The sequence below is a fragment of the Acinetobacter haemolyticus genome (assembly GCF_003323815.1).
Classification (GTDB): Bacteria; Pseudomonadota; Gammaproteobacteria; order Pseudomonadales; family Moraxellaceae; genus Acinetobacter; species Acinetobacter haemolyticus.
Window position 1 is genome coordinate 679,690 of record NZ_CP030880.1, and the last position, 25,493, is coordinate 705,182.

Sequence of the window (25,493 nt, forward strand, 5' to 3'; positions counted from 1 at the left end):
TGAAACTGAGATTGAGCAAACCTCAGCTGAACTTGTAAATGCAGATTTAGAGGTCGTTGCCACATCTATTGATAATATTGAATCAGAGAGTATATCGGCTGAAACGCAACTCGATTTTGTAGAGACAGAATCATTGCTTCAAATAGCTGAAGCAGATTCGGATAAAGATGATGTTACATCGAGTTTGATGCAGGATGTTGTGGAGGATGACACCGAGGAAGATGATGTTCGCTCTTTAGTAGAACAAACATTCCTCGAAGAAGCAGAAGAGTTACTCGACCAAGCTCAACATCTATTAAAACAGTGGTTTGAACAACGCGGTAATCGCAGTTTGTTATTACAGCTTCAACGTAATGCACACAGTCTTAAAGGCGGTGCACGTATGGCTGAAATGGATGCAATCGCAATTATTGCCTACCATCTCGAAAATGCATTTGAGCAGTTTGGTTTACATCATTTTAGTTCAAACGTTTACGATAATTTATTGAATACTGCATTAGCATGGCTCAATGATGCAATCTTTAAACGTCAATATGCCAATTTCGATGGCTTAAAACAAAGTCTTGAAAATATGGAGTTTGTCGATGTAGCTGCGCAACTGCCGCAAAAACTTTCTGCACGCGATATATTTACTCCAGAATACACAATGGAGTTTGTGCAAGGGGATGGCACCGAACCACCATCGATGCTGGGTGAGTGGGAAAGCACTGAACGTATTGAACAGAACAATGAAATGATTCGTGTTTCAGCTGAAGTCATTGAGAAGATGATTGATTTATCAGGTGAGAATGCGATTAACCGTTCACGTATTGAAATGGATTTAGGCCAACTCGGTGGTACGTTGACGGAAATGGAGTTGGCAATCAAGCGTTTAGCAGACCAGCTACGACGAATGGAAGGGGAGTTAGAAAGTCAGATTATTGCCCGTCATGGTGGTGAAGATGCACGCTATGCAGACTTTGACCCGCTCGAAATGGATCAATATTCTTCTTTAAATCAGTTATCAAAATCTCTCGCAGAGTCTGCATCAGATTTGGTTGACTTTAAGACAACGCTTTCAGAGAAGATCCGTGATACAGAGGGATTATTATTACAACAATCTCGTATTCAGGCAGAAATCCAAGAAAGTCTAATGCGTACACGATTGGTACCATTCTCGCGTTTATTGCCTCGGTTACAACGTATTGTTCGTCAAACAGCCTCGACCCTTAATCGTCCAACTGAGTTGGTCGTGAATAATACAGAAGGTGAGTTAGATCGTAGTATCTTGGAGCGTTTAGTTGCACCATTTGAGCATATGCTCCGTAATGCGATTGACCATGGTATTGAAGACCGTGAACAACGTTTACAAGCAAAGAAACCAGAAACTGGACATATTGTTTTAAACATCGGTCGTCAAGGTACAGATGTTGTTGTCACTTTCAGTGATGATGGTAAAGGGATCGATGTCAATCGTATTAAAGAAAAAGCGATTCAAACTGGATTGATGACCAAAGATCAGAAACTTGATCAAGATGAGATTCTTCAGTTTATCTTCCATCCTGGTTTTAGTACCGCAGCACAAGTCACACAAATTTCTGGACGTGGTGTCGGGCTAGATGTGGTGCAAAGTGATATTAAAGCTTTAGGTGGACATGTCAGTGTGGGTTCTATTTTAGGTAAGGGAACCACATTTACGATTCGTGTACCGACTACTGTAGCAGTAAGTGATGCTTTGATGGTAAAAGCAGGCGATCAACAGTTTGCATTCCCATTGGCACAGATCGATCGTATTGTTCGTATCTCACCAATGGCTTTAGAGCAATACTTTGAAAGCCAAGATGATTACTTCAAAATTGATCAAGAAGATTATCGTTTACGCTATTTATCAGAGTTTGTTGCTGGACAGCCTATTCCTCGTTTAACTGGTATTGTTCATTCTTTACCTGTGTTGTTGATCAAAGGTGCTCAAGGTCAGATGACTGCATTATTGGTTGACCAGTTAATCGGTTCTCGTGGTCAAATTGTCGTTAAACCAGTTGGTCAACAATTCTCAAGCATTGGTGTTATTGCTGGTGCAACGATCTTGGGTGATGGTCAGGTTTGTTTGATTTTAGATGGTCAAAATTTAGCGCGCCAAGCCCAGTCAACTGCACGAAGTAAGCAAGCAGATGAAACCTATACGAAGCAGCGTTACGATGAGCGCCGTCTCATCATGATTGTCGATGACTCGGTGACAGTTCGTAAAGTAACGTCGCGCTTGTTAGAGCGCCAAGGCTATGATGTGGTGACTGCAAAGGATGGTGTCGATGCAATGGAGCAGCTTGAAACAGTGAAGCCTGATTTAATGTTGCTGGATATTGAAATGCCGCGAATGGATGGTTTTGAAGTAACGAATCTAGTACGACATCATGAAATCCATCGTGATTTACCAATCATTATGATTACATCACGTACGGGTGAGAAGCATCGTGAACGTGCGTTATCCTTAGGTGTGAGCCAATATATGGGTAAACCATTCCAAGAGGAAACGCTCTTAGAAAATATTGAAAGCTTACTTGCTGTGCGTTGATTAAGGTGAAAAAAGAATGGTAAAGAAAAGCACTAACACCGCATTAGGACAGATTGATCAACAAGAGTTGCAGCATCTTATTACAGTTTCGACTGGATTTATTGATGCTTATATTATTGAGTGTCATCAGAAAGTTCCGATGCTTCTACCGCAAAATATTGTTTTATCCGCAATGGATACGCCTACCAATGTGGAACATATTGAGTGGCATGATTTAAAGTTACCCGTACTCGCTTTGCATGACCCAATGCAAAAACAGGGGGTTGCGTTGGTTGTGGAAGGTGAGGACGTTTCACAGCGTTTTGCACTCATTTGTAATGAAATGCCTGAATCAATTCGTTTACGTATTTCTGAGATCGTGGATGAAGATGGAGACGTTGAGGATCCAAAGGTTTTTAAGTATGTGAAAATGGGGGAGAAAAGATATTTTGTCCCTAACTTACAAAATATAGAAACCCAATTGGGCTTATAAAATAAAAGGAACTCTATTTTGAGTTCCTTTTATTTTTAAATCATGATTTTAGGTAAGCAGTTGCACTAAAATTTGTTCATAAATCTCAGCTAATGGTTCTAGGTCATCGACATTAACATGTTCATTAATTTGATGAATTGTTGCATTTAAAACCCCAAGTTCTAAAACTTGTGCGCCTGTTGGAGCGATAAAGCGACCATCGGACGTGCCGCCACTGGTTGAAAGTACTGTTTCTACACCAGTCACATCCTTAATTGCAGTTTTTGCAGCATTTACTAATTCACCGACGGGTGTTAGGAATGGCAAGCCTGAAAATGTCCAGCTAATATCGTAATTTAACTTATGTTTATCTAGTATTTCTAAGACACGCTGTTGAAGGATTTCTGCGGTAACTTCAGTCGAATAGCGAAAATTAAATGTCACTTTTAGGTGACCAGGAATGACATTGGTCGCACCCGTACCTGCTTGAATATTCGAGATCTGGAATGAGGTGGCTGGAAAATATTCATTACCATTGTCCCATACAGTTTCACATAACTCATTTAATGCTTTAGAAGCAAGATGAATCGGATTTTCTGCAAGATGAGGGTAAGCAACGTGACCTTGTTTTCCATTTACAGTCAATACCGCATTTAAAGAGCCTCGACGACCATTTTTTACGATATCGCCGAGTTGATTGGTGCTTGATGGCTCACCAACTAAGCACCAGGTCATTTTTTCATTACGTGCTTCTAAAGTTTCAACTACTTTGACCGTACCATTAATCGATGGGCCTTCTTCATCTGATGTAATTAAAAAAGCAATTGAGCCTTTGTGATCTGGATGTTTTGCGACGAAACGCTCTGAAGCAACAACCATTGCAGCTAAAGCGGTCTTCATATCCGCCGAGCCACGACCATATAATTTTCCATCACGAATGGTGGGTTGGAACGGATCTGAGTTCCATGCATCTAGGTGTCCAGTTGGAACCACATCAGTATGACCAGCAAAACAGAAAACTGGATTTTCTGTACCACGACGAGCCCATAAGTTATCGACATCCTCAAATCGGAGCTTTTCGATATTAAAACCAATTTTTGCTAAACGATCAGCCATGATGTTTTGACAATCATGGTCTACTGGCGTTACAGAAGGTTGGCGGAGGAGTTGTAAACTAAGTTCAAGCGTATCGGAGTGGTTCATGCGAGATGGTGCTAAATCTGGTGAAATCTGAACCGATATAATAGGGGAATATTGCCAAGAAAGGTATGTCAAAATAAACCTTATCTACGTGTAGATAAGGTCTTGTGGGGGATTGTTCGGTAAAATTACATTTTATTTTGTGTCTTTTCAGCCGTTTGAGTAACCTTATCACCAGCTTTTGACACATCTTGGCCAAAACCTTTAAATGTATTACAGCCTGTTAAAACAAAAGCAGTCATGATTGATGCAACTAAAACTTTTTTCATCATATTCTCCGTTTCAATTTAATTTTGATGTATTTAAGAGGCTAAGAAAATTAGAAGAAAATGAACATAATGGTTTGATTATAGATGTGTTATGAAATGTTACTTGGGTAAGTTAAGTTTGATTAAATAATAATGCAGGTTGGCGGAACATATAAAATGCCGGATCAGATTCAGTTGTATGATATAAACCGTCGGTCCACCATATTGCATTGGATGAAGTGGCTATTTGATTCGGGCAAAGCCATTCATGGCGTTGAAGTCGATAGTATGTTTGCAGAGGGATACTCGTTCCCCATGTTCCTAATTGACGAGATGTATTTATCCACATCGGTAAGCATTGATTGTTTTTCTGTTGATGGGGAAGATAAAGTTGGCCTTTCATGACCGCAAATTTCCGTTGGATGTTATAGCCATTTGCTTCTGAAAATTGAAATTGGCGATCAGTAAAATGCTTTAGTTTACGATGTAATGTATCTTCTCGATTGAGTCCATACCAGTGCGCTAGATTTAAATGACCCTCGCCAAGATAATATTTTAAAGCAACCTCCCAATGCTCAACTTCTTGTGTCAGTTGATTAAGCACAAGAAAATCAATTTCGCCTAAAGTGATTGCACCAGCAATTTTTTGGATACTATGCCCTAACAGTTTATAAGGGTGGTATTCATCATCGAGTAACCAAAACCAAAGTAAGTTCTCAAAACGTAAACCTAAGCGAGTACTTTTAAGTCGAGCTAAAAAGTCGTGTAAAGGTTGAGGTTGTTGATCGAGTTGATATAAACGTTTTTCGTAGTTTTGATACAATATTTGCCAAGTCGCGTTATCGTGTAAGTCAAACTTGTTTTTTATCATTAGCTCGCTAGGGACGGCTGATAAAATATTTGGACTAGCGATAGCGAAGGCCAGTTGACGTACAATTGGGTTCTTAAATTTTAACCATGGTTCAAAAAAGCAAGGACGGTCAGCGACGCTAAACATGAAGGAACTCGATCATGGAAATAATAGGCTAAGTTTAAGAAACAAGAACAAAAACACTTTATACTAGCACGGTTGTTTTGACATGTTGGTGAATTGGTAAATGAAGATCCTATTCTGGCGCAGTTTAGTTATCCTTTTTGTGACATTAGGGATCATAGGGGCTATTTTGCCAGGCATGCCAACCACTGTTTTTCTCATTATCGCTGCTTGGGCGGCATCTAAAGGTTGGCCACAAATGGATGCGTGGTTACTCAATCATCCCAAATATGGTCCTACCTTGCGTAACTGGCGAGAAAATGGAACTGTGCCACGTAGAGCAAAGTGGCTTGCCAGCATTATGATGTTAATTAGCGGCATTTTGATGTTATTTACCAATGCACCTTTTTGGGTAAAGGTGTTTACCAATACAACCATGTTTATTGTTGCTGTTTGGCTGTGGTTCCGTCCAGAGCCTGAGCAGCGTTAAGAAAAGCAACGCTTTTTAGCTGCGCAAGACGAGCGGCTATGCAGCGAGTGGCGAGTTAAGAAAAGCAACGCTCTTGCGGAATATATTCCTCATGCGCAAGACGAGCAGCTATGCTGTGAGTGGCGAGTTAAGAAAAGCAACGCTTTGTCCTGAGATGGAATTAAAGCTTTGTAATAAGACGAGCATCTGAAAATCAATAATCATCCTGTCTTATATCAAAACTACAGAAAAGCAGTTCTATTTATGTTGAAATAACACCATCTGATTAAAAATATAGAGACTGAACATGCCCTATGCGCTCGAACAGGCCGATATCTTAATTGACTTAGCACAACAAACTTTGTACTTGCCAAAACATAATAAATTTTATGTTATTTCCTCAGGAAAAAATGGTATTGGTGAGCAAGAAAATACAGGGAAGACACCAAGAGGGTGGCATCGTATTGCTCAGAAAATTGGTGATGATGCGCCTAAAAATTCGGTTTTTATTGCCCGACAAGCGACTGGTGAAATATACGATCAAGATCTTGCGCAACAATTTCCTGAACGAGACTGGATTCTTTCTCGGATTTTGTGGCTGGATGGGTTACAAGCTGGATTCAATCAAGGTGATGGATGTGATACATTCAAGCGATATATCTATATTCATGGAACACCAGAGACAGAACCTATGGGCATCCCAATGTCGCATGGCTGTATTCGAATGAAGAATGATGAGGTCATTGAGCTTTTTGAGCTGATTTCAGAGCAGGCATTGGTTTATATTTCGGAACATGCGCTGGATGAGTCGATGATAAAATCAGAAAGAAGTGTTTAAATAAAATACGAAAACATTGGAATTATCAAAGAATTACTTATTTTTTAATCACTCAGGTGGTTTTTTCGGAAAAGTATATGAAAAGCGTTTGACAGTCTGTAAAGATTCTCTATAATGCACCTCACAAACGATGAAGACGTTAAGGGCGCTTAGCTCAGTTGGTAGAGCGTCTGCCTTACAAGCAGAATGTCGGCGGTTCGATCCCGTCAGCGCCCACCAAGCCTTTACGTTAAAACTCAAGTGCAGCGGTAGTTCAGTTGGTTAGAATATCGGCCTGTCACGCCGAGGGTCGCGGGTTCGAGCCCCGTCCGCTGCGCCACTTAAGTTTTAATAGTCGTTTGCCATAATTGCAAAATTATCGTGCAGCGGTAGTTCAGTTGGTTAGAATATCGGCCTGTCACGCCGAGGGTCGCGGGTTCGAGCCCCGTCCGCTGCGCCACTTTAAGATTGCAAGATTGGATATACCTTAGGATACAAGACTACGCACTTAGTTTGTCTTGCGTCATAAAAGTTGATAGTTAATCAATTTTTATTCCTCAGGGCGCTTAGCTCAGTTGGTAGAGCGTCTGCCTTACAAGCAGAATGTCGGCGGTTCGATCCCGTCAGCGCCCACCATAATTTGTGACATTTACTTCTTGATAGAAGTATCGTAGTGCAGCGGTAGTTCAGTTGGTTAGAATATCGGCCTGTCACGCCGAGGGTCGCGGGTTCGAGCCCCGTCCGCTGCGCCATTCTCTTGATTCTCTGTTCAAGAGGGTGTTAGTTTTAACAAGTATCTTTATACTTGATCTCTGATTCGAGATGCCATTAGAAAAATCAAAGATTTTTCTCTTGTGCTCAGACAAAGCTTCGCTTTGTTTATCCTCGCTCAGGGCGCTTAGCTCAGTTGGTAGAGCGTCTGCCTTACAAGCAGAATGTCGGCGGTTCGATCCCGTCAGCGCCCACCATATCTCCTTAGATACTCCTCCTCAGATCGTTGTAATCAATACTAAATTCTTTTATTATTAGCCTCAATAATGATTCTAATATTGAAGTAATATATGAGAAACCCTTATCAACGTAAGGCTGCGTCGAAATCTCAAACAACGACATCAAACACATCTTCTAAAGACGCTTATCGCCAGTTTATTGAAAATATTATTTTACAACGTCAAGTGATTGCCTTATATCACGATGGTTGGGCATTATGCTCAACGCCTTCTGGACAACATGCCTTAGCTGTTTGGCAAAATAAAAGTTTGGCTAAATTACTCATCAAAGACAATTGGGTGAAATACGATTTGCAAGAAGTTCCTTTGCTGGACTTTGTTGGAAAAATGATCCCTTTTCTAAGAGAAAATAATACAATTCTTTCTTTAGATTTAACCCCTGAAGGAAATAATTTACTGGTAACACCTGACACCTTGTTATTAGATATTAAAAATTTCTTGTATCAAATCTATTTACAGCGTCCTGATATTTTTGCTGAATTAAAGTTACCATTACCTCGTGATATTCGTATACATCAATAGTTTTTTTAGACTTAGCGATCGCAGCTAGAAATATTGATTGGGTCTTTCCCAATCAATATTCATTAAGTAACCAACCACTTACGTAGGCAAAATATTCCCTTAACCATGCGTTATATCGTGTTTGTAGCGGTGTTGTTGAACCAATCGTTGTGATGTTGCTATAACCTTGTTTTTTCGCAATTGCAGCAGCTCGTAGTGTATGAAAATCACTGGTGACAATCGCGATGGGTTGTTGAAGTGAAATCTTGTGAGCTTGTAATAGGGGTTGGCTATTTTTGAGATTTAATTCAGTACTGGTACTTTTATCTTCCAATATTATTTGTGTTGCTGGAATATGATGTTGTTGCTGTAAATAGTGTGACATCACAATGGCTTCACTTTCTGTTTCACCAAAATCAACACCACCTGTGAGCAATAGTTTAGCATTTGGTTGGGTGAGGGCAATTGGGGCGGCACGATCTAAGCGTTTTGCAAGCGTAGCAGATGGTTGACCATTTTCGATACCACTGCCTAGTACAATGATGGCAGCGACTGAAGTCGGTACTTCTACTTGGCTATTATTCTTATTTAAATAGTTAAAGAAATAGCCTAAGCTAATCAACCATACCCAAAAGCACAGCCAGCCAAACCTCCAAATTGAATGCAGACGAAAATGGTAGAAGAAAAAGCGTTCTAGGTGATAGTAAAAAAATGAATAGAGACAGAAAAAAAGCCCAAGTAATAAAGGTAATACGGTTCCGATATGAATTTTCTTAAGCGCAATGAGCACTGCGCCATCGATTAATAATATAAAACCGATAACCGCAAAAAAAATACGAAGCCAAGAACTTATTTGCATACTCTGAATCGATGTCGATTTAAACTTGCTAAGTGTATGGAAAAAAAGTCGAAAGGCAAATCTTTTCATTCATCAAATAAAAAACGAGTGGTGAACCACTCGTTTTTTACTTTTTAAATAGGACTAATATACATCCCGTCGATAACGTTGGGTTTGTCTTAATTCATCAACAGCGTCTTCACCTAAAATATCGTTTAGGGCTTGATCTACACCAGTGGCCATGCCTTCAATGCTACCACAGACATAAATGACAGCCCCTTGCTCAATCCAGTTTTTCAACTCATCTGCATGTTCGCGTAATACGTCTTGAACATATCGACGTTGCTCCTGATCTCTAGAAAAAGCCAGATCTAGACGCTGTAAACTTCCCATGTTTAGCCATGCTTGAATGGTTTCTTCATAGAAGAAATCACATTGATGCTGACGCTCTCCAAAAATCAACCAGTTGGCGGTATAGTTTTGTCGATTGCGTTGCTGTAATAGACTCATCAAACCTGCAATGCCTGTACCGTTGCCAATACAAATAATTGGGCGGTTGTCATCAATCAAATGAAATGATTCATTAGTGCGAATACGCAATGCAATGGTTTGTTTTAGTTGAGCAAACTCTGTAAGCCAGCCCGAACCTAATCCGAGTTCGCCATTTGCATCGTACTTTTGACGTACCACAAGTCGTAGTAATTGCTGTGAAGGAATACTGGCGATTGAATATTCACGGGTAGGTAAAGTCGGTAACTGTGCAACTAAAGTTTCGAGATCGTCGATTTGATCAATCTCAATACGTAAATTCTTATTCCATAGTGCTTGTTCAATCGTAAGATTGAGTGATTTAATCTCTGCCTGCGCTGGAATTTGATATTTAATCAAGAAGTTTTGAATCTCAATCAAACTATTTGCAGGTTGGATTTCTGCGATATCACCTGCATGCCATGTTATGTCATAAGGAGCTCTGAGCTCAATATTGTAAGCTGCATTTCCCAAACTGTTCGGGTTTAATAATTTACGTTCAGTTAAAGTCCATTGATCAAAGACTTTTTCAATATTCATTGCATGTAATTCATGCTGAGTCACAACCGACAAAGCCTGATTCCACCGTTGAATATCCTCGTTATTGGCATTATCAACTTCGACAAGATCAAACAAAGCTTGGGCTTTGCACTGTTTTAACCATGCATCAACAACATAACCAAAACGACAGTAACTGTCAGGGTATTCTTTTGAACCAAGCGCTAATACAGCATATTTTAGATGAGCAAGATCAAGCGATTGCTGCATGAGTTTTTTACTAAAACTGGTGGCAAGATCAGGGGCTTCACCTGTGCCATATGTGCTCACAACGAATAAAACCTGCTGTGCCTGTTGCAGATCTTGTTCAGTGAGTTGTTGGATTGGTTTAACCGTTGTTGGTTGTTGTGCCTCTTGTAAACTGGTAGCAGTACGCCAAGCCAGTTGTTCTGCCACGCCAGTTTGCGATGCATAGCTAATTAACCATGGGGTTGCATTTGGATCTATTTGTTGGTTGATTAACGTTTGGCGTGCTGATTGAGTGAGTTTTTTCTGCTTTCGTCTCTTAAGATAAAGCATCCAACCTGTCACAAAAAATAACGGCATTGTCAGTGAGGCAAGCATCGCAATAAATTGATAGGTTGATCCAAAGAAGCTTCCTCGGTGGACAGGAAGCATACTGCTCATGATTTTTTCATTAAGCTTTTTATCTTCATAAAGATCTAGTTTTTCAAATTGATGACTTTGATAATTATAGATTGCTTGATTGCGTGCACGTTCGTGCTGTGGAGTTGGATCAATAAAGGTTACTTCAACTTTTTGATCAGCAATTTTAGGGATATGAAGAGTCAAACTTGAGTATTCACGACCAATATTGGTATTCACTCCCGTCCAGACTTGGGTCAAAATTGTATTCACTTGTTGATCTGATAAATCTGGTTGCTCATGATCATGATTTTGTTGATGACGTTGAGGTTGTTCTACTCCCATGACTTTGAACATACCTGCACGCCACCAGTCATATGACCAATATAGACCTGTACAGGCAAATAGAAGATAGAAAGCGACTACCCACGTACCAACGACTGCATGCAAGTCCCAAATAAAGTTACGACCTTTTAATTTGGGTTTAATGAAAAGCCATTGTTTCAAGCTATGTTTTTTGGGAAAGCGTAAGTAAAGTCCACTGATTACAAAGAAAATAAGCATCAACGTTGATGCACCAGTGATCTGAGCTCCATATTCACCCGCAGTGAGATTTCGATGCAAGCGTTGAATGAATTGGAAAAATTCTCGCCCTTTTACTTCGGGTAATATTTCTGCGGTATATGGATTGACCATCATGTTATAGCCGCGACGTGCACCTTCTTTTTTGATATTAACAGTAGAGGATGCAGTAGGGTCGGCAGCGATGGTAATACTATTGATTTCGATTTCAGGTTGTTGCTGGTTAAAGTGCTGATAAAGTTGGGCTGGGGTAAGCTTAGGTGTATTGACGACTTCAACGACATAGCTTTCTTGGTTGATCCACTTCAGGATTTGTTGATCGTAGGAGTAAATTGCACCTGTGATTCCCATTAATGAAAGAATTAAGCCCGCAGTAATGCCTAAAAACCAATGGATTTGGAAGAAAACTTTTTTAAACATGGTTGAAAAATGAAAAGATAATGGAATTCATGTAAAAAATTATAACGCAAGAATACGTACATAATGTGGATTTTGTAGGTAATATTGATTTTGATTATCATTTATTTTGGTGCATTGTATCGAAGGAAGTTATGAATGATTCAGCATTAAGTAAGAGAAGACCTAATAATGTGAATAACTAGGCCTTCTCTGAGTCTGTTTGGTGAGATGAGTAAGGATTATTTTTTCCGTTTAGGTCTGTTATTTAAATATTCCTCATAGGCTTCTTCAGCAAAACGTCGTAATGAGTTTCCGATAGCTGCATATTGATATTCATTTAGATTGGCTAACGATGCACGTGCAGAGGGATGTAGTACACCAAAACCAGAGCCGGGTAACAATACGACACCAGTTTCATCTGCGATACGGAACAGAAGTTCGGTCGGGTTCTTAGTTTTCATTACCCAGTCTGCAAATTCATCGCCATACAATTCACGTGATGTACTTTCAAGATTAACGAGTGTGTAATAGTTGACTGCATTCAGGTCATGAGCAGACTCAACTCCCAGTTGGCGGTGTAATGCTGCATCGCGTTCGCGAACTACAGATTTAACAGCATTCTTATAATCTTGGCTTGAATCCATCATATTGAATAGTGCAAATAAGACCATTTGTACTTGTTGAGGTGTTGACAGTCCAGCCGTATGATTTAATGCTACGTTACGGCTGTCCGCAACCATACGGTCAATAAATTTAATGCCACTAGGGTCAGTGGTCAGTGAGGAGTATCTTTCTTCTAACTCTTTCTTATCCTTCTTAGACAGCGTAGCAATTTTTTGGTCAATAATGTTTTGATTGGATAATGCAATTACTCCAAGTCGCCATCCTGTAGCACCAAAATATTTAGAGAATGAATAAACTAAAATCGTATTGTTTGGGCAGATCGCAAATATTGATTTAAATTGATCGGCAAAGGTTCCATAAACATCATCGGTTAGAATAATGAGATCAGGTCGTTTTCGAACAATATCCGCTAATATTGCTAGACCTTCGTCACTCATTTTGACGGATGGCGGATTGCTTGGATTGACCAAAAAGAAAGCTTTGATCGTTGGATCTTCTAGTTTACGTAGCTCAGCTTCTGGGTATTGCCAACCTTGTTGAGGATCAGCTTCAATCAAAACTTGTTCTAATTGGTAGTCGTTGAGTTTTGGAATCTCTAGATATGGCGTGAAAATTGGTGCTCCAATCGCGATACGGTCGCCTTTATCAATAATTTTATTTTCTTTTAAAGAGTTGAAGATATAAGCCATTGCTGCTGTGCCACCTTCAACAGCAAAAAGGTCTAGACCTTCTTTCGGCATACCTTGTACACCCATTTCACGAAGGATGTATTCTTTGATAATGGTTTCACTTAATCTCAACATTCGATCTGGAACTGGATAATTACATCCTAAAATTCCTTCAACCATTTCCAGTAAAAAAGCATCAGGGTCTAAACCAAGTTGGTCGCGAACATAAGAAATCGCTTTTCCTAAAAACAGCACACCTGCTTTATCTTTATTTTCCATCACAAAATGATCGAATCTAGACTGTAAGCCTACAGGTCGAGGAAAGCCGCCAAGACCTTCGGGCATATACGAAAATGAAAACTCTGATTCTGTCGTTGCAAAAAGACCAAGTTGGAAAAAAGCTCGGCGTGGGATAGTCGCTAGAAAATTAGGATTACCGCGTCCAGCATTTAACATCATTCGATCAGTATGATTTTGTGCTAATTCAATTAAATTATCTTTAAGCTCGAAAGGGCTTAGTTTTGCATATTTTGAGTAATCAGTATTCCCCATGGGAATTTCTCCTTTGTTATCGTAAGTTAGATCAGTGATGAATACATAAACTTATTTAGGCTAGACCGACAATTAATGGCCCAAGCAATGTCAGGAAGACGTTTGCCAATGCATAAGTAATTGCAAATGGAACTGTTGGAATGGAGTTTCCAGCTTTATCGAGAACACCACCAAATGCTGGATTTGCACTTCGGGCGCCTGAGATAGCACCTGCCATGACAGCAACATTGGTATATTTGAGAACATAACGCGCAAAAAACATCGAAAGAATGAGTGGTACCAGCGTAACTACAACACCGATCATGAATAGGGAAAGGCCGCTTTCTTTAATTGTTTGGATGGCTTGCAGACCAGATTGCAGACCAACCGCTGCCACAAAACCAGCCAGACCCAGATCTTTAAGCAACTGTGAGGCTGCTGCTGGCATATTGCCATGTACTTGATGTCGGCTTCTTAGCCATCCAAAGATTAAACCTGATAATAAAGCACCACCGCCAGCACCAAGCGTAAGTGGAACACCTCCAACACGAACGACGATTAAACCAATTAACAGACCAACGACTAGACCTGCACCATGAAATATCCAGTCAGTTTTTAGGCTTTCAGGAAGGGCTTGACCACCTTCTTTGATTAAACGTTGAAGGTCACTCTCCGTACCGTAAACAGTGATTCGATCGCCTTGTTTTAGAATGGTTTCATCATTAAGGGGCTGTTGTTCTCCGTTACGCTGAATCCCCAATACATAAATGCCATGTTTTAAATCAGAAGGTGTATTGGTTTTAATATCTCCAAGCGAGCGATTGGTGTATTTGGTATTGGTTAGGATAATGTCAGTTGTATCCATGATCATTTCCATACCTTGAGAGGATTGCAGTTCTGTGCCAATTAGATCAGCGACTTGGATGACTGCTGCTCGTCTTCCAATCACAAGGACGATGTCATCTGTTTGTAGTATGGTATCTGGGCGAATGTCAACGAGTTGGTTTTTACGTTTTAAGCGTTCCAAGGTAATCCCAGACACTTTACTTTCTAACTCTGAAACCTTTTGACCATCAATGTGTTCAACCTTGTAGATACGCCCGACAATTTCAGGCATTGCTAGCTCTTGCCCCGGTGCCAATTCAAAAGCGCCTTTTAATTTTTCAGATTGAGCCTTGAGGGCATCATCACGGATTTCTCTTCCCATAAATCTAGGTAAAATATTGACACATACGATGATGGCACCCAAAGATCCAAAGATATACGTGACTGCATATCCAATCGCAACGTTAGCCTGTAATCGTTGAATTTCTTGTAAGGGTAAATCCAATCGTGATAGGGCATCGCCAGCGGTTCCAATAATTGCCGATTGCGTCATCCCGCCAGCCGCCATTCCTGCGGCTAAACCTTTATCTAAATTGAATAGTTTGGCCATAATCAGAACAGTGATTAGACCTGTGACTGCCATGAAAACAGCCAATAAAATTTCTTTAATCGATTCTGGACCTAAAGATTTGAAAAATTGAGGTCCACTTTCAAAACCAACTGCATATATAAATAATGCAAAGAGGATTGCTTTGACTCCATTGTCTATAGGAACGCCTAAAAGACTTAGTAAAACTGCTACTAAAAGCGAGCCAGCAACACCGCCAAACTGGAATTTGCCAAACTGAAATTGACCAATCCAAAATCCGATTGCTAAAGATAAAAAAAGGAGAATTTCAGGGCTGTGTCTTAACTCATTTTGTATGGTTTCTATCATTGCTTATAACCTTACTATTATTAAATATTTTGTATATCGAATAAAAATGAATGAATTTGATTTCTTTTTTATGTGATTGATAACATACTCTTGATGTTTTATTTTGGCAATTTACTGTTATATCAGAATATTTTGTTGAGTCTTTTACTTGGTTTATATTGTTTTAAAGTTAAGCTCGTGTATTTATTACTGAATCAGGACAAGGATTGAATAGGTAGAGCAAAATTGTTCTAGAAGTGTTCAGAGTTGCTGTATAAAATTTATTACATATATTTTCGTATTGTTACAATTGGGCGCAAAGGATGATTTGATTTCGAGCCCATCAGAAACAAAAAAGGCTAACCAATTGGTTAGCCTTGATATTGATCGTTTAACTTATAAGGTTTTTGGCGCACCCACAGTTTCATTTAAATGTCTGCGAATGGTTTTGAAAGAGAAGTTCTTTGAATCCATTCGTTTAGGTAAAATATAAGCACCTTGTTGCTCATCACCTTTTGGTGTTTTTACTTTGAAGTTAACCAAAATAAAGTCAGGTGAAGCATACCATTCATAGATATCTTTCCAGCCAATGGTTGCTGTACCATCTTGTAAACCTACTTTTTGACGCATTACAAGACCATGAGGTTGTACGCCTAAGCGAATCCCTTTAATTTCTTGTACTGGGAATTCTTTCATTTTACGTTTTACATACCATTCAAGACCAAACTTTTTGGTGAGGTAGTAAAAAGCAACCCCAATGATGACTACCCAGCAAATCACAGTCGAGTAAGTCGAGTAATATTTGATAAGTCCTGCTGCGACTAAAGAAAGCACAACAAGAGAGATCATAATGATCCAAGCTTTGCGGCTAAATTTGTTGCTGCTGCGCCAAATCATAAGTTGAGCTTGACGTTGTTCAACTTCAGAAACTTCATAAGGAACAGGTTGTAGCGTATAAGCGTATAGAGTTTTGGCGGTCATAGTTTAAAAAATGAGTCTAGAACTGAATTAAGTTTAGCATTAATAGAGGGTGTTGACACGATATAAACCCTCATAATCAAAGATATTCTACCAATGTATCAAGTACTATGAAATCCAAAGGATAGTTCAAGGTTAAAGTGACGCAAACTCAGTGCCATCCTCACTTGGTTCATGTCCTAAGCTTTGTTTGAGCATACTCAAACGAGTCAAAATACTGAGCATAAGTGACAGCTGCTGTAAAATAATCAATGACTTTTGGTCGTTTTCATTACTTTCTTTTTGGGTTAAGCGCTGCCTGATGGTTTGTAGCATATTTTGTGCGGAAAGGTCTGGGACTTCATCTCTGAGTAATGCACCTTGAATATCATCCAGCGCTTGATCTAATAGGTCAAGAACTTCTTGGTCTTGTATTTGCTCACGATGTGCGCCGAGTGCAGCGATATAACTCAAAAAAGTATGGCTCAGACATAAGAATTCAAAAGCTTGGGCTTTTTGAGTACTGTCAATATTCGGTTCTGTTGCCAGAGTCGAAATTAAAGAAGCAACTTCGGCATCGGTATTGTGTGCTGCACGTCGAACTACACGATAATTGAGGGCATTGTTGCGCCCTTGATGATATTGAGTGACGACTTCAGCTAAGTATTGGCACTGGGCTTGTAGAGCACGTTGAATTGAACGTGGAAGTCTACGGAATTTCCAATCTGGCCAGATAAAACTGACACCAAACCATGCCAATGCACAACCGATAATTGTGTCAATAAAACGAGGAAATCCTGCGGCAAATGCGGAACCATCCAAGTTGAAATTAATTAAAGCAAGGATGGTAATAAATGCAGTGGCTTGAGCATATTGTTTACTTCGTAATTCAAAGAACAAAATGCCGCTCAACACCAGCATCACCAGTTGACCTTCGAGTGAAGGAATAAAATAGATAATGGCAAGACCGACGATGATCCCAACCAAAGTACCAATAATCCGTAAATATAACCGACGTTTAGTCGCGTTAAAGTTAGGTTGGCAAACAAACAGTGCTGTCAATAAAATCCAATAGCCATAAGCAATATTGGTCATTTGGATAAAGAGATAGCCAATAAAAAGCACAATTGATAAGCGGACAGCATGGCGAAATAAAACAGACTCAGGCGTAAGATTCTGTTTGATTCGAACAACGATATCCTTCATTCCTTTGAGATCATCATCTTTGAGTTGATGCTCAGGCTGTTGTGCGTTATCTAAAACGAGATTTCGTTCGGTTTCTAAGTTTTGTAATTGTGCATCAATCGATTTAAGATTTTGATACAGTGCGAACAGTGCATTGACCCGTACTTGATCATATAGCCCATCTTCACGAAGCTTTTCTAAGGACAATCTTAAATTTTCAAAGCTATGTTTAAAGCGTTTGTTATGCGTGTAGCGAGTACGACTTAAGATAGATTGAGCTAAATCCTGACAAGCCTTACCTTGAATCGAGAGAATTCGTTGAAAGCGGAATAAAATATCACTGTGTTGGAAGACTTTGGTCAGCTTTTGATAGTCAATATGTGCTGAATCTGCGCGCTCATGAATGTCTTGTGCAACAAAATAATACTGGAGACTTCTTCGGGTATCTTTTTGTCCTCTATCACCTTTGAGTCGGGTTAATAAAGCCACACGCAGGTTGTTGAAAAGTCCAATGAGTTTGCTGTTCTCCATGGACAAATCAATCATACTTTGTTGATAACTGGATGGCGTCATATCTACATCAAATAAGTTTGATTTAGCATAGAGAAAACCGCCTAAAGCATTATAGGACGCAGCAAGTTGATCTTGTAGTTGGCGAACAGGGAACAATAAAAAGCTAATGGTGGAGAGCAAACCATACCAGGCAGCACCAACGACTAAAAGTGCAGGTTGCAGATACCATTCTTCAAATAGATGTACACCCAACATGGTATAGACAGAGATCACCAGACAGCCATAGGCAATCGTTGCATAGCGACGCCCAAGTGAACCTAATAGAATCCATCCGATGCACGAAGCAATTAAGCCAACTGCAAACGCAATTGGATAAGGGAAGAGTAGCTGAACTGACGCCGCGGTAATAAAGAAACCAATATATGTATAGATCAGGTTCATTAGACGAACTGAAAAGCGATCGTCAATGTCACTGATTGCTGCTGCTACGACACCCAGCGTAAGTGGAATGGTTGCAAGTTGGTGGTCGAGCAAATAAGGAACGAAAGCCGTTCCTGTAAAAGCAATTAACATCCGTACGTTATACATAAACGTGGTGTTATAGGTCGCTTGTTTTAAGCGTTTTAACCCAGAATTCAAGGTTTATCCTTCTTGTATTTTGCAATCAAATTATTCTGCGTGCGCTGAATGTTTATCAATGATTAACAGACAGTATTATTATGCACAAATTCACGTGAGAGTGTTAAGCTTGCACATGAATAAACTTGAATAGTAGAGCATTATGCAGGTAGAGCAAACCAATCAACGTCAATATTCAACAACATGGATTATGTTGCTTGCTTTGTTAACGGCCTTGGGACCTTTATCTATTGATATGTATCTGCCTGCCTTACCCCAGATGGCAGATGAATTTGGGGTAAGTACCCAAATGGTGGCCAATACTCTACCAGCTTACTTTTTAGGGCTTGCCATCGGGCAGCTTTTTTATGGACCGGTCAGTGATCGTATAGGTCGAAAAACACCCTTATATTTTGGGTTGACGCTCTATGTGATTGCCAGTTTAGCCTGTGTTTTAGTTACGAATGAATGGGCGCTGATCATTGCTCGTATCTTTCAGGCGTTGGGGGGCTGTGTTGGCGTCGTGATTGCTAGGGCTGCAATTCGCGATCGATTAGATGTACAAGGTTCAGCACAAGCTTTTTCGAGCATGATGATTGTGATGGGATTGGCACCAATTTTGGCACCGATTTTTGGGGCGTGGATTTTAATTTTCTTTCCTTGGCAGTCTATTTTTGTTTGTTTAGCAATGATTGGGGTGATTTGTGGCTTATGTGTACACTTTTTCTTTAAAGAATCACTGCCTGTAGAACGCCGTTTAAAATTATCGACTTATCAAGTAACCACTCTATACGCTGCCATTTTTAAGGATCAAAGTTTTAGAATCCCGATGTTGGCTGGATGTCTGACAGGTGCAGCATTATTTTGTTATATCAGTTCTGCTTCTGCGGTATTCATGGGGCAGTATGGTTTGTCACAGCAACATTTTTCTTATGCTTTTGCCTTTAATGCTGCGGGCATTATGTTGATGTCTTCATTAAATAAGCATTTGAATACGCGAATGGGGGTATTTCCTCGTTTAGTCCTTGGCGGTTCAATCCAGTGCTTTGGAGCAGTTTGCGTGGTGAGTGCTGGATTGATGGTCAATGCGCCATTGTGGTTTTTAATGTCAGGCTTATTTTTGGTTGTTTCTGGTATTGGTTTGACAGGTCCGAATGCAATGGCATTGGCAATGTCTGAACAAGGTGCTCGTGCAGGTACGGCGAGTGCGATCATGGGGAGCATGCAGTTTGCATGTGGGTTGTTGGGTGGGGTGATACTGAACTTTTTAGTTTGGAAGGCATCACTCAATATGGGGCTGATGATGCTGATGTTTACCAGTCTTGGATTATTGATGATCTTTAAAGTTGGGCGACAACAGCGAGCTTCAGTTTAGAAGGCTATAGATTTCTATAGCCTCTAACTGGGATTGTCCTAAACTTTAATCATTCATCAAGAAACACAGTGAAATTTTCAACTGGCTCACGAGGCGTAATGAAGGTATTCACAATATGTTCGGGGTCGGCATAACCGAGTGCGATAGCACAAACCAGCTCTTCATCGTCTGGGGCACCCAAAACATCTAAAACGATTGGATGAAAGTGATTCCATGCGGCTTGTGGGCAAGTATCCAAGCCACGAGCTTTAGCTGCGACCATGACATTTTGAATCATCATAGAGATATCCATTTTGGCACCAATGCCCATTATTTTATTCACAGTAAAATAAAGACCAACAGGCGCATCGAACAATTGAAAGTTACGCAACTGCTGTGCCGCCATCTTTTCTTTCTCACCTTTTTGGATACCTAATAAACCATAGAGTCCCCAACCATTTTCTCGGCGGCGATCAATAAAAGGTGAAATCCATGTTTCAGGATAATAAGCGAAGGTTTCTTTGTATTGTGATGCAAGTGCAGGATTTTGAAATGATTCAGCTTGGGCGGTACAAACACGGTCAATCATTTCCGTACGTTTTTTTCCTGTGATGACATAAACCTTCCAAGGTTGAGTATTTGTACCTGAAGGGGCACGACAGGCAACATCTAGAATATCTTTGATGATTTGTTGCTCAACAGGGCGGTCTAAAAATGCACGTACAGAATGACGAGATCGGATTGCCTCATCCACGTAACGGACTTGTTCCATGTTCATAAAAAATGCCTCTTTATTTTCGAATCTTGCTCATGTGAGGTGACTATAAAGCAATACATGAGATTTGCGGATGATTTTTTGAACATGGTTTATATGTTGAGTGAAAAATAGTCATTGCTGCAAAAGACTTGATTATTCTAGTGCGTTTTTTGAACTATGTTATATTTGCATGAAAAAGAATTTTATTTATAACACGATGAAAAAAATAAAATATTTTATAGGTATTCTAAAAAGTGCCGTGGCTCTTCGAATAAAAAAGTACACACAATATCCTAAATTTATGCATAATACGCCCTTTTTAAAAAACCGATTAGACTTTCCTTACTGATTAGGGTGGGGGAGATTTTCTGTACAAAGCATTTTAATTTTCGAGTTTTATGCTTTGGGAAAACGTGGAAATATACACTGGATAAAGGAGCTTCTTATGAGTTTAACTCTCATCCGCAAGCCGTTCGTAATGCAAAGTTTAGCAATTATTGTTGCTACTCTTATGATGAACACTGCTCACGCGACGAGTGAGCAAGAGCAAATTCAACAACTTCGTGCAGAAGTGAGTGAATTAAGGGCTTTACTAGAACAATATGTTTCACAACCAAAACAAGAAAATGTTGCCTCTCAAGTTGTTGCACAACCTGCATCTGTTACAACACATAATCAAAATATTAAAGTTGTAAATACAGAGCCTGCAAAAAAATCTCCACTCGCGATACAAACTGCTTCCGGTGCGCAAGTTAAACTCTATGGTTTTTTGCGTGGTGACGCATCTTATCAAGCAAAGGGTGGTGATGGGATTTTTAACCGCATCAATAAAGTAGATTTGGAAGGCGCTGAAAAAAATAGTGATCGTTTCTATAGCACAGCGACTGTAACGCGACTGGGCTTCGATTTTAAATCGCCAGTTGAAGGCACAGAAGTGGGTGGAAAGTTAGAAGTTGATTTCCGTGGTGGTAGCAATAATGACACGATCCGTATTCGTCATGCTTACTTAACCATGAATGAATGGCTATTTGGTCAAACCACATCGACATTTTTGGCAACTGATTTACAGCCAGAAATGCTTGATTTTAACTCGCCATTAGGGATTGGTACTTATCGTACGCCAATGGTGCGTTACAGTAATAAATTAAATCCAGATATAAGTTATGCCATTGCTTTGGAAAAAGGCAATGATGATAATCGACTACCAGCCCTAAGCTCTAAACTGAAATATGATTTTGCAGAAGGTAAAGGCACGACGTCTGTACGTGCTTTATTGACAGAAGCACGCAGTAAAGTTGCTTTTAACAAAGACAACATGCAAATCAGTCGCAATGATTCAGATTTAGGTTGGGGTGTTGCAGTCGGTGCAAAATATAAACTCACAGATGCATTGCAAGCGATGGTTGACTATTCGCATGTCAAAGGTGACAGTAAATTTTTACTCTATACCAACAATGCTTTTAATGTGAATCCAAATAATATGGGTTTAAATCTGAATGAGTTTGATGCATTGACTGTCGGTACAAGCTATCAAATTACGCCTAAATTGCGTAGTACCTTAGCTTATGGCGCAATGTTTGCAGATGATAGCAATGACTTTGCTAAACAGGCTGTAACAGATGAAACCCAAAATAAGACTTTGCAACAAGGCTGGTGGAACGTCATGTATTCACCTGTCACACCTATTACGTTTGGTTTGGAGTATATCTATGGTGAACGTAAAACCTTTGATGGACAAAAAGGTAAGGATAGCCGTGTAGGAGCAATGGCACGCTATAACTTCTAGCCTATCCTGTAGGTGTAATCATCCGTGAAAATGAATCAACTTGATCGAAGCTACATTCTTACAAAGAACTGTATTGTTTTATTAAGTGGATTGAGTTTTCACTCATTTTGAGAGTTACTATTTCATTGTTTATAAGATGGAAAAAACGTCTAAGAACAAATGAAATAAACGGAAGAAGATATGGAATTTACTTTTAATGGTTTTTATACCTTAATCTCAGCGGTTATCGTTTTGTTATTAGGACGTTTGCTCGTCAACAAAATTGATTTCTTAAAGCGTTATAATATTCCTGAGCCAGTCGCTGGTGGTTTGGTTGCAGCAATACTGTCATTACTGGTCCATTCATTCTTAGGATACAGTATTACCTTTAGTAGTCAGTTACAGACAAGCTTTATGTTGATCTTCTTTGCTTCGATTGGTTTGAGTGCCAATTTTATGAAGCTAAAGGAAGGTGGTATAGGCTTAGTACTCTTCCTTGGCTGTGTCGCAGCTTATATTGTTGTACAAAATGCGGTAGGCATGAGTTTGGCAACCTTATTGGGGGTTGATCCTCTGATTGGACTAATCGCAGGCTCTGTAACCTTAACGGGTGGTCATGGTACGGCGGGTGCGTGGGGTGAGATTTTTGAAACCCAATACGGTATCCAAGGTGCATTGGCATTGGGTATGGCGAGTGCAACTTTTGGTTTGATTATCGGTGGTATTATCGGTGGTCCTTTGGCGAAGATGCTAATCAACCGTCATAGTTTAGCGCGCGCAAAAACGCCTGCACAGATCGAAGATCGTGATACTCATCCAGATCCACATCCAGAAGATTTAGCGCCTTTTGAAAATCCACATCAAGTCCGTTTGATTACTGCTGACAATGCGATTACCACATTAGGTATGTTTGCTGCTTGTCTTGCATTTGCAGAGTTTATGACGGGATACAGCAAAGGCACATGGTTTGAATTACCAACCTTCGTTTGGGCCTTAGGCGGCGGTGTTATCCTACGTAATATTTTAGAAAGTGTGTTGAAGGTCGATATTTTTGATCGCGCAATTGATGTATTTGGTAATGCATCACTTTCTTTATACTTAGCAATGGCATTGTTATCTCTCAAGTTGTGGCAATTGGCTGACTTGGCTGGTCCATTGGTGATCATTCTAACGGCGCAAACTTTAGTGATGGCATTGTATGCAGCATTTATTACCTTCCGGATCATGGGTAAAAACTATGATGCTGCAGTATTGGCTGCGGGTCATTGCGGTTTTGGTATGGGGGCAACACCAACGGCTGTTGCAAACATGCAAGCGATTACCAATATGTACGGACCATCACATAAAGCATTCTTAATTGTTCCATTATGTGGTGCTTTCTTTGTCGATTTAATTAACGCAACTGTAATTCAATTGATCTTGAAATTCTTTGCCTAAGTCGGATCAAAAGCCCCAAATGGGGCTTTTTTGATTCATCCATTGTTAATCGTCTATGTAGATATTTACATAGCATATGCAAAAGCGAATAAGTGATGAATGAACAATTAAATGCCACACTCATGTCGTGGGTACAATACTTGAATGATCCGCTGTGGAATTTCTTGGTTATTTTACTCGTTGCAGTTGGTTTGTTTTATACCTTGATCACAGGTGCAGTACAGTTACGCCTCTTTTTACACAGTATTCGTGTGATGAAAGGGAGTCGCAAAGAAGGGAAGGATGATCACGGTATTACCCCTTTCCAAGCCTTTGTGACAGGTTTGGCTAGTCGTGTTGGGGTAGGGAATGTTGCAGGGGTTGCGATCGCGATTGCGATTGGTGGGCCTGGAGCTGTATTTTGGATGTGGCTGACTGCATTTTTAGGGATGAGTTCGGCATTTGTTGAGTCGTCATTAGCACAGTTATTCAAAGTCCGTGATCATCAAAATAAACAATTCCGCGGTGGACCTGCTTACTACATTACCCAAGGTTTAAAACAAAAATGGCTTGGTGTGGTGTTCGCGCTTTCACTTATTCTTGCTTATGGTTTTGTTTTCAATGCGGTACAAGCAAATGCAATTATTGGTGCAACTTCACATGCTTGGGGTTGGGATAAAGCAAATCTCATTATGGGATTAGGTGGACTCGATTTAGAAGTTTCATGGCTTGGAATCGTACTGGTCATTATGACAGGATTGGTCATCTTTGGTGGTATCAAGCGTATCGCTAAAGTTGCTGAAAAAATCGTTCCTTTTATGGCGCTGTTGTATATCTTGGTGGCGTTATACATTGCGATGATTAACTTCCCAATGTTGCCTGAAATTTTCAAATTGATTTTCACCAAAGCATTTGAATTTGAAGCGGCAGCAGGCGGTTTCTTTGGTGCAATGATTTCTATGGCAATGATGATGGGAATCAAACGTGGTTTGTTCTCAAATGAAGCAGGTATGGGTTCTGCGCCGAATGCCGCAGCAGCATCAGATGTTAAACATCCTGTAAATCAAGGCTTGGTACAAATGCTGGGGGTATTTGTTGATACGTTCGTGGTTTGTTCGTGTACAGCTATTATTATCATGGTTTCAGGTTTGTATCATGAGGCTGGGTTTGAAGGTGTGACCTTAACTCAAAAAGCCTTAGAAAGTCAGATCGGAAGCTGGGGTGGTGGTTTCCTAGCGGTGCTGTTGTTCTTATTTGCGTTTAGTTCGATTATTGGTAACTATGCTTACGCAGAAAGTAACGTGCAATTTATCAATAACAATCCAACCATTATGTTCATTTTCCGCGTATTAGTGTTGGTTATGGTGTACTTCGGTGCAATCACCAGCGTTCCATTGGTTTGGTCAATGGCTGATTTATCTATGGGACTAATGGCAACCATTAACTTGATTGCAATTTTATTGCTCACGCCAATCTTATTGATTTTATTAAGAGATTACCTATCTCAGCTTAAAAAGGGTGTTAAAGAACCTGAGTTTAAGCTGGATCAGTATCCAGAATTGAAGAAAAAAGTCGATTCGGATATTTGGTAATGTTCTAAGTCGTAAAGCTCCTTTCGAGGAGCTTTTTTACGCTGTTTTGCTGTCAAAATACA

At 40.0% G+C, this 25,493-nt stretch carries 18 protein-coding genes, 6 tRNA genes and 1 pseudogene; 15 read left to right on the forward strand and 10 right to left on the reverse strand.

From position 1 onward, the window contains the following. Positions 1 to 214 precede the first annotated feature (214 nt). Both DS737_RS03205 and DS737_RS03210 read left to right on the forward strand, forming a co-directional pair. A pseudogene (locus DS737_RS03205) lies at positions 215 to 2,551 on the forward strand (hybrid sensor histidine kinase/response regulator); the annotation flags it as partial. 16 nt (positions 2,552 to 2,567) lie between these two features. Continuing rightward, entirely contained in the window at positions 2,568 to 3,023 is a 456-nt protein-coding gene (locus DS737_RS03210) for a hypothetical protein (RefSeq protein WP_004640619.1), read from the forward strand. A 48-nt stretch (positions 3,024 to 3,071) separates the two neighbouring features. Here DS737_RS03210 and dapE read toward each other — a convergent pair whose 3' ends face one another. The 3 genes from dapE to DS737_RS03225 all read right to left on the reverse strand — a co-directional run bounded on the left by dapE (position 3,072) and on the right by DS737_RS03225 (position 5,447). Continuing rightward, complete coding sequence (dapE, locus tag DS737_RS03215; RefSeq protein WP_005089285.1) at positions 3,072 to 4,205, reverse strand: succinyl-diaminopimelate desuccinylase; 1,134 nt, start codon at positions 4,203 to 4,205, stop codon at positions 3,072 to 3,074. Positions 4,206 to 4,330: 125 nt separating this feature from the next. Beyond that, positions 4,331 to 4,474: an entericidin A/B family lipoprotein gene (locus DS737_RS03220; protein WP_004640614.1), complete on the reverse strand. Its 144-nt coding sequence runs from the start codon at positions 4,472 to 4,474 to the stop codon at positions 4,331 to 4,333. A 109-nt stretch (positions 4,475 to 4,583) separates the two neighbouring features. Further along, positions 4,584 to 5,447 (reverse strand): DUF1853 family protein, encoded by an 864-nt coding sequence (locus DS737_RS03225; protein ID WP_113996747.1) that lies wholly within the window; start codon positions 5,445 to 5,447, stop codon positions 4,584 to 4,586. 100 nt (positions 5,448 to 5,547) lie between these two features. Between DS737_RS03225 and DS737_RS03230 the strand changes: the two genes are divergently transcribed. From DS737_RS03230 to DS737_RS03270, 9 genes are all read left to right on the forward strand, one after another. Beyond that, a complete protein-coding gene (locus DS737_RS03230) occupies positions 5,548 to 5,913 on the forward strand; it encodes a YbaN family protein (RefSeq protein WP_004640610.1) in 366 nt (121 codons plus the stop codon). A gap of 286 nt (positions 5,914 to 6,199) precedes the next feature. Next, positions 6,200 to 6,730: a cell wall-recycling L,D-carboxypeptidase ElsL gene (elsL, locus tag DS737_RS03235; RefSeq protein WP_004640609.1), complete on the forward strand. Its 531-nt coding sequence runs from the start codon at positions 6,200 to 6,202 to the stop codon at positions 6,728 to 6,730. A 143-nt stretch (positions 6,731 to 6,873) separates the two neighbouring features. Next, positions 6,874 to 6,949, forward strand: a tRNA-Val gene (locus tag DS737_RS03240). A 23-nt stretch (positions 6,950 to 6,972) separates the two neighbouring features. Further along, positions 6,973 to 7,049, forward strand: a tRNA-Asp gene (locus DS737_RS03245). Positions 7,050 to 7,092: 43 nt separating this feature from the next. Further along, positions 7,093 to 7,169, forward strand: a tRNA-Asp gene (locus DS737_RS03250). 100 nt (positions 7,170 to 7,269) lie between these two features. Further along, positions 7,270 to 7,345, forward strand: a tRNA-Val gene (locus DS737_RS03255). A 39-nt stretch (positions 7,346 to 7,384) separates the two neighbouring features. Next, positions 7,385 to 7,461, forward strand: a tRNA-Asp gene (locus DS737_RS03260). A gap of 140 nt (positions 7,462 to 7,601) precedes the next feature. After that, positions 7,602 to 7,677 (forward strand) — tRNA-Val (locus DS737_RS03265). 93 nt (positions 7,678 to 7,770) lie between these two features. Next, positions 7,771 to 8,241 carry a DUF2750 domain-containing protein gene (locus tag DS737_RS03270; protein ID WP_004640608.1) on the forward strand — a complete coding sequence of 157 codons (471 nt, stop codon included), beginning with the start codon at positions 7,771 to 7,773 and terminating at the stop codon, positions 8,239 to 8,241. 52 nt (positions 8,242 to 8,293) lie between these two features. Here the strand turns inward: DS737_RS03270 and DS737_RS03275 are convergent, their stop codons facing one another. The 6 genes from DS737_RS03275 to yccS form a co-directional block, all read right to left on the reverse strand. Beyond that, on the reverse strand, positions 8,294 to 9,079 hold the full coding sequence (locus tag DS737_RS03275; RefSeq protein WP_113996748.1) for a YdcF family protein: 786 nt from the start codon (positions 9,077 to 9,079) through the stop codon (positions 8,294 to 8,296). 123 nt (positions 9,080 to 9,202) lie between these two features. Continuing rightward, positions 9,203 to 11,731 carry a PepSY domain-containing protein gene (locus DS737_RS03280; RefSeq protein ID WP_113996749.1) on the reverse strand — a complete coding sequence of 843 codons (2,529 nt, stop codon included), beginning with the start codon at positions 11,729 to 11,731 and terminating at the stop codon, positions 9,203 to 9,205. 218 nt (positions 11,732 to 11,949) lie between these two features. Continuing rightward, positions 11,950 to 13,554, reverse strand: coding sequence for a bifunctional aspartate transaminase/aspartate 4-decarboxylase (locus tag DS737_RS03285; protein WP_113996750.1), 1,605 nt, complete (start codon positions 13,552 to 13,554; stop codon positions 11,950 to 11,952). A 55-nt stretch (positions 13,555 to 13,609) separates the two neighbouring features. Further along, positions 13,610 to 15,295: an aspartate-alanine antiporter gene (gene aspT, locus DS737_RS03290; RefSeq protein ID WP_113996751.1), complete on the reverse strand. Its 1,686-nt coding sequence runs from the start codon at positions 15,293 to 15,295 to the stop codon at positions 13,610 to 13,612. A gap of 375 nt (positions 15,296 to 15,670) precedes the next feature. Next, positions 15,671 to 16,255 carry a YcxB family protein gene (locus DS737_RS03295; RefSeq protein ID WP_005089297.1) on the reverse strand — a complete coding sequence of 195 codons (585 nt, stop codon included), beginning with the start codon at positions 16,253 to 16,255 and terminating at the stop codon, positions 15,671 to 15,673. A 132-nt stretch (positions 16,256 to 16,387) separates the two neighbouring features. Beyond that, positions 16,388 to 18,517, reverse strand: a complete 2,130-nt coding sequence (yccS, locus tag DS737_RS03300) for a YccS family putative transporter (RefSeq protein ID WP_265735951.1) — start codon at positions 18,515 to 18,517, stop codon at positions 16,388 to 16,390. Positions 18,518 to 18,710: 193 nt separating this feature from the next. On the opposite strand from yccS, the gene DS737_RS03305 reads away from it, so the two are divergent. After that, positions 18,711 to 19,922, forward strand: a complete 1,212-nt coding sequence (locus DS737_RS03305; RefSeq protein ID WP_113996753.1) for a multidrug effflux MFS transporter — start codon at positions 18,711 to 18,713, stop codon at positions 19,920 to 19,922. Positions 19,923 to 19,971: 49 nt separating this feature from the next. Here the strand turns inward: DS737_RS03305 and DS737_RS03310 are convergent, their stop codons facing one another. Continuing rightward, on the reverse strand, positions 19,972 to 20,679 hold the full coding sequence (locus DS737_RS03310) for a nitroreductase (protein WP_113996754.1): 708 nt from the start codon (positions 20,677 to 20,679) through the stop codon (positions 19,972 to 19,974). Between the two features lie 424 nt (positions 20,680 to 21,103). Here DS737_RS03310 and DS737_RS03315 point away from each other — a divergent pair, with 424 nt between their 5' ends. From DS737_RS03315 to DS737_RS03325, 3 genes are all read left to right on the forward strand, one after another. Continuing rightward, positions 21,104 to 22,444, forward strand: a complete 1,341-nt coding sequence (locus tag DS737_RS03315) for a DcaP family trimeric outer membrane transporter (RefSeq protein WP_113996755.1) — start codon at positions 21,104 to 21,106, stop codon at positions 22,442 to 22,444. A gap of 180 nt (positions 22,445 to 22,624) precedes the next feature. Then, entirely contained in the window at positions 22,625 to 23,860 is a 1,236-nt protein-coding gene (gene gltS, locus DS737_RS03320) for a sodium/glutamate symporter (RefSeq protein ID WP_113996756.1), read from the forward strand. Between the two features lie 95 nt (positions 23,861 to 23,955). Further along, positions 23,956 to 25,431: an alanine/glycine:cation symporter family protein gene (locus tag DS737_RS03325; RefSeq protein WP_113996757.1), complete on the forward strand. Its 1,476-nt coding sequence runs from the start codon at positions 23,956 to 23,958 to the stop codon at positions 25,429 to 25,431. The last annotated feature ends 62 nt before the right edge of the window (positions 25,432 to 25,493 follow it).